Here is a 5,637-nt window from a genome sequence, read left to right on the forward strand (position 1 = left end):
AAGTTCGGGATATAATGTGACGGGGATAATCGTTAATTTTTGCTGTGGCATATGAAAGGCACCTCCTTTAATTGATACCTTTATAGTACCGGGAGATGCTGCGTGTTTATATGCGTTATTTGAATACGGGCTTACGTAAAACATGATCTTGATGGGTTAGCTAGTTTATAAGATTTTATTAAAGAATTAGAAGATATTTCAGGAGAGCGTCCCCCTCTTGTTATGGAATCAACAGGCCATTATCACACACCAATTGTTCAATATTTTGAGGACAAAGGCTATTTAATAATTATCGTAAACCCACTCATCTCTTATAAAGCAAAAAGTTCTAGTTTACGAAAGGTAAAAACAGATGTCATTGATGCTAATCATCTCTGCGAGCTGTATTATAAGGAGGATTTAGAGCCTTATAAAAAGCGTGGTATCCAACTTGCGAACTTACGTAATCTTACGAGACAGCACGATAATATTACAGGCATGTTTGTACAAACGAAACTACAATTTCAGGCAGTTTTAGATCAAGTTTTTCCTGAATATAGTAATGTTTTTGGAGACTTATATTCGGATGTTTCTTTGAAAATACTACATGCATTTCCTACTTCAGAGGATATATTGAAAGCCAATAATGAAGTATTAGCAACTAAAATAAAAGAATTCTGTAATTCTCGTTCTTTACAATGGGCAAACAAACAGGCTGAAAAGCTAATGACTGCAGCAGCTCGAAACCCTTTTCAGAAGGCTTTATATTCTAGTCTTGCCCTAAGCTTAGATATGTATATCAATATGCTCTTTGAATATAAAAAACATCTATCCATGCTTGAAAATGAGATAGATGTTTTATCAAAAAGTATTGAAGAATCTAAGATTATCCGATCAATTCCCGGTATCGGAGAAAAAATCGCTGCCACGATTGTATCAGAAATTGGGGAAATTGAAAGGTTTAATCATCCTAAGAAACTAGTCGCATTTGCCGGTCTTGATCCAATTGTCTTTGAATCTGGTACATTCAAAGGTACTTACAACCGAATAACCAAAAGAGGCTCTAGCAGACTACGGCAAGCTTTGTATATGGCTGTTAAATGTGCTATTCGTGACTGTCGAAAACAGAAAACAACAGATGAAATCCTTCCTCGTAATAAGAAATTACGGGCGTTTTATGATAAAAAACGGGAAGAAGGAAAACCATTTAGAGTAGCTGTAATAGCTTGTGCAAACAAACTCTTACATTGGATTTATGCACTTTTAAAAAGCAAAACTTCTTTCCAAGACTTAGCTTGATTTAACAATTTAACTAAGTAGACCTGAACTTTCCAAATCAAGTATTTGGACGGTTATTTGGTATACACAAATTTAGTATAACATGATATTTTTATTATTTTTAATGAAAATTATTGACAACTATTAGCTGGTTTTGTGGAAGATAATAAGCACATGTCTTCTTTAACTAACTTATCATTAGTTGAAGAAGATTCTATCCCCTTAAATCCCAATAGTTTTTTTGGGAAAATAATTATTTAATCCATATAATTAAATGTATGATTGGACTTTGTAATAATTCAATATCATGCGCCGTTCCTGTCTCGAGCTTTTCTCGATATAAGTAAATATGAGGAAATTTATTACTAATAGGGGTAGCACTATGTGTATTTTTAGTCAATTCCAATTAAGTACTTCAACCTAAAATTCTATTTTATATTTTTTGCAGCTGCGTAATCACCATAGTAGTAAGTTCTATCTAAATCATCATATTTAGGAGTAGCAATTATTGTATACTCACCATTTTCATCGACTTCAAACAAAGCTACATTATTATATTCCCATCCCACATAATGATCTGGATTTGAATCATCTACTAACATATCTATGTTGTATATCCCTTTTGTTAATATCCCACTTTTTTGAAAGTCCTCAATTAGATCTTTGGCCTTTGGAATAGGATGTTTATTTTTATTCATGTCAAATTCAAATTGAAAATTCACCACACCTACATACCTGCTATTATAATTTTCACGTCGGGGGTCACTTGGTATTAATGTAGGTAAAAGTCCAGTAGTATCAATCTTTTGAGTCTTTTTAAAATTATCAAGTAGCTCTTGAGAATTATTTATATTTAACTCAATGTTGTCATAAGGAAATATACGAATAGGACCATTTTCTTCTGGGACAGCTTTATTGGGATATTTCACTAACCCATATTTTTTTATAATCTGTTTCATTACTTGAACTACTTCTGGATGTTGCTCAATATATGCGCCCTTGAATTGTTTGAGATAGATATCGTCACTATCATCTTCTAAAATTTTCAAAGTATCTCTTTCAATCATTAAGGACGGATAAGCACGATACGGCTTTTTCATTTCGATATTAGTTCGATGGTCAATACCTTCAAACCAATTATTAGTTGTCTTAATAATAGAAAACTCATCTTGTATTCCATAGTTTGTTTTTAAATATTCTTGTATTGGTTGATTCAGATCATCTTTAGAGAAACACCCACTAAGAATTAGGATTGATGTACTTGCTAAGATGACTTGAATCAATCTTTTAATACTCTTCATTTCCTAAACTCCATTTCCTAAATTTTGATAATATTATAACATTTCCCGTTAAACTAAGCTGCCACGTTGGCATAAGTACATTTCTTCACAATCTTAACGAAATAATTAATAAAGCCACTCCATAATCTGGCCCTTTAACAGAAAAAGACCCTTTCTTTATTCAAGGAAAGCGCCCGATTGTTGAAGATCGTTTTCAACTAAAGCCCCTATAATTGAAGTATAGGAACGATTAAAAAATGCAGGTTTAAAGCGTCAAATTTACAGGTTTTTATTCAAATAACACACTTTGAATAATTTTGAAAAGCAACAGTTATCCAAAGTGATTATGAAAACACCAAACAACAAGAAACATACTCACTATCCCCCAAGCAGTGGTACTCCATATCCACCAAATTACGGATTTAGCTTTTGATGAATTTTCCTCGTCTTCCATATTTGCTTTTATAAAAGCAACCTTACTTTCCATATCTTTTTTCATAGAATTGAGAACAACAAATCCAATTATTATGAAACCAATAGTTATCCAAAGTAATAGGTCCACCTTTACACTCCCTTTATATAATTGAATTTCACCGCAATTTATTATAGTAATTAGATTCTACAAAGATAACAATAAACCTTGTGTTAATTCAATTGCGTTTTGTATATAAAATAACCTGTGAAAATAATAATTAATCCAAAATTTTACATAATCACGTATTAAAATGCTGAAACTTAAAGTTCCCAAAGCGTCGTTTGGTACGTGCCATAAAAAAATGTTATTCAAATAGTATGGCCCTTTAATGAAAAAAGCACTTTCCTTATTCCAGGAAAGCGCCCGATTGTGGAAGATCGCTATTGAAGTAAAGCCCCTTTTATTTAAGTGCACTTCTTCACAAACTTTATCTATTTATTTAATCTATACCTGTAACAAATTTTTCTAATAGGGAAAAAACACTATTTGCTTTTTTCTTTAAACCAATTCATAACTTTATTAACTTCTTCACGATGTTTAGCCAGTTCTTCCTTGGTAATTAAATCTGTTTTAAGATTTCTCTTGAAAAACGACCTTACTACGCTTAATACATCATCTAAAGTTAATATACCACCCACAAAATCGTGATCTGCACCTTTAATTTCGAGATATGATGCATTTGGCAATTCTTTATATAAAAGTTGACTTTGTTGAACGGGACAGATTTCATCATAACTTCCTTGAATTATTAATACTGGTGGGGTGTCCCCTTTTATATAATGAATAGGATTTGCTAGTTTTGCCTTTACACTTTGCTCTTGAACACTCCCACCCAGAAATTTTGATTCTGGAGAATTCGGATTATTATGCCATCCTCCCATTTCAAGTAAATCTACTGGACCCGCCAAGGTAGCAACTGCATTAACCTTTTCCGATATGAATTGTCCCTTAGAAGAAAATTCAGGATGATCTGCACTTAATGCTGCTAGAGTGGCTAAATGTCCTCCTGATGAATGCCCCCAAATACCCACTTTATTTTCGTCAATATTGTAATTTTTTGCATTTAATTTAACCCAACGAATTGCTTGTTTTACATCTTGTAGTGGAGCTGGAAAAATTGCTTCTCCACTCAACCGAAAATTAATATTAATACATACAAACCCATATTTTGCGAAAGAGGCATTCCATTCACCACCTACTTTACTTTTATCACCTGACATCCATCCTCCGCCGTGTACATAAATTATAGCAGGAAAAAATCCTTCTGCTCCTACCGGTTTAATAATATCAAGTCTTAACTCTCGTTCATCCGTTTGACCATAAACAATATCCACCAGTTTCTCAGTTTGATACATTTCCATATTTCCCCTCCTCATTTAGTTCAATATTAATTGAACTAAAAATTTTAGTCAATATATGTTAAACTGAATTTAAAATTTATAAGGAGAAGTTTTATGAATATTAAGGTTCTTGACTCAATAGCTTATGAAGTACTTCTTAGCCTGTCACTTTATAAGAGACAAACTCATCTAAAATACTTAGCTATTTCAAAAGATTGGTATGAAGAAACTAAACATAAAATATCCAAGGGATTGGATAAGGAAATAACGGAGTTGGAGGATCTGCATTTTGAAGATTTATCGGTACATTTAATTCAACATTGCCCGTATAACAATTTTAAAGGATATCACTTATGGCTTTCTGAACTACCATTAGGGGAAATGTACGAGTTATTGGCACCTTATGTGAGCGCAAAAAGGGGAATGCCCGTTGACCTAGATAGGAGAAGGAAAAAACATCTATTGATTTTATCAAAATGGTATCAGGAATATTTTATTGATATTGAGGAAATGATATCTCCAATTTTAACTCATAATATTAAGAATGTTGTTCTAGCATCCTTAAACGAACATCCCTTTAGTGAAATTGAAACCATAACAAAAGGATTCAATATTGAAAATTTACAAGTCACAGAAGTTGTTCTTGCCCCTACTTGGCATTTCCGCCCTTTATCTTTAATTGATATTTTCAATGAAAAAGCAGTTCTTACTTATCCTTGTTTAATGAGTGTAAGAGATGAGACATTACTTATTACCAAAGCATTAGCGGAAGATAAACGATTACAAATTCTTAGTAGTATGAAAGAAGAAAGTAAAACATTCACTGAACTTGTTCAATTGATGGGGATGACTAAAGGGAATATCCATCATCATTTATTACTGCTTCGTTCCGCGGGTCTATTAAGAATTACTCCAACAAGACAGGATTATTTTCTTTATAATTTTAGACATTGCCGAGTTAATGATTTATCTAACCTATTATTAAATTTTAAATGAAAAAAAAATCTCCAAAATATTGAGCTGCATCCCATTTAATGGACGCACAATCTACCAGAAAAGTGTTGCAGCTCATTAAAGACGACGATTTTTTCTTGGTTTCATACATCTTAAAACGGAGCCACAAAAGCACATATATTTTAGTTTTTAAACTTATATTCTACCTTGCATTGAATTATCCTTCTTCAACTATCCGTTAGTAATAGGTAAGCATTTGAAGTTATCTCCAGCTTTTCCCCTACTCCACACGGAACGTGCCAGTTTCCAAGCATTCCGCGTTCCATCTAGC

At 32.7% G+C, this 5,637-nt stretch carries 4 protein-coding genes and 1 pseudogene; 2 read left to right on the plus strand and 3 right to left on the minus strand.

What is annotated here, in order from left to right; translation table 11 throughout:
• Positions 1 to 135: 135 nt before the first annotated feature.
• Positions 136 to 1,278, plus strand: a pseudogene (locus ACQKII_RS24510) (IS110 family transposase); the annotation flags it as partial.
• 407 nt (positions 1,279 to 1,685) lie between these two features.
• Here the strand turns inward: ACQKII_RS24510 and ACQKII_RS24515 are convergent.
• The 3 genes from ACQKII_RS24515 to ACQKII_RS24525 all read right to left on the minus strand — a co-directional run bounded on the left by ACQKII_RS24515 (position 1,686) and on the right by ACQKII_RS24525 (position 4,373).
• Positions 1,686 to 2,558 (minus strand): hypothetical protein, encoded by an 873-nt coding sequence (locus ACQKII_RS24515; protein ID WP_427463038.1) that lies wholly within the window; start codon positions 2,556 to 2,558, stop codon positions 1,686 to 1,688.
• A gap of 310 nt (positions 2,559 to 2,868) precedes the next feature.
• On the minus strand, positions 2,869 to 3,099 hold the full coding sequence (locus tag ACQKII_RS24520) for a hypothetical protein (RefSeq protein WP_427463039.1): 231 nt from the start codon (positions 3,097 to 3,099) through the stop codon (positions 2,869 to 2,871).
• Between the two features lie 395 nt (positions 3,100 to 3,494).
• On the minus strand, positions 3,495 to 4,373 hold the full coding sequence (locus tag ACQKII_RS24525) for an alpha/beta hydrolase fold domain-containing protein (protein WP_427463040.1): 879 nt from the start codon (positions 4,371 to 4,373) through the stop codon (positions 3,495 to 3,497).
• Positions 4,374 to 4,466: 93 nt separating this feature from the next.
• Between ACQKII_RS24525 and ACQKII_RS24530 the strand changes: the two genes are divergently transcribed.
• The gene (locus tag ACQKII_RS24530) at positions 4,467 to 5,348 is read left to right on the plus strand and encodes an ArsR family transcriptional regulator (protein ID WP_427463041.1); all 882 of its coding nucleotides are present in this window, start codon (positions 4,467 to 4,469) and stop codon (positions 5,346 to 5,348) included.
• The last annotated feature ends 289 nt before the right edge of the window (positions 5,349 to 5,637 follow it).

It is taken from the genome of Lysinibacillus sp. NPDC048646 (genome assembly GCF_050272295.1).
Classification (GTDB): domain Bacteria; phylum Bacillota; class Bacilli; order Bacillales_A; family Planococcaceae; genus Lysinibacillus.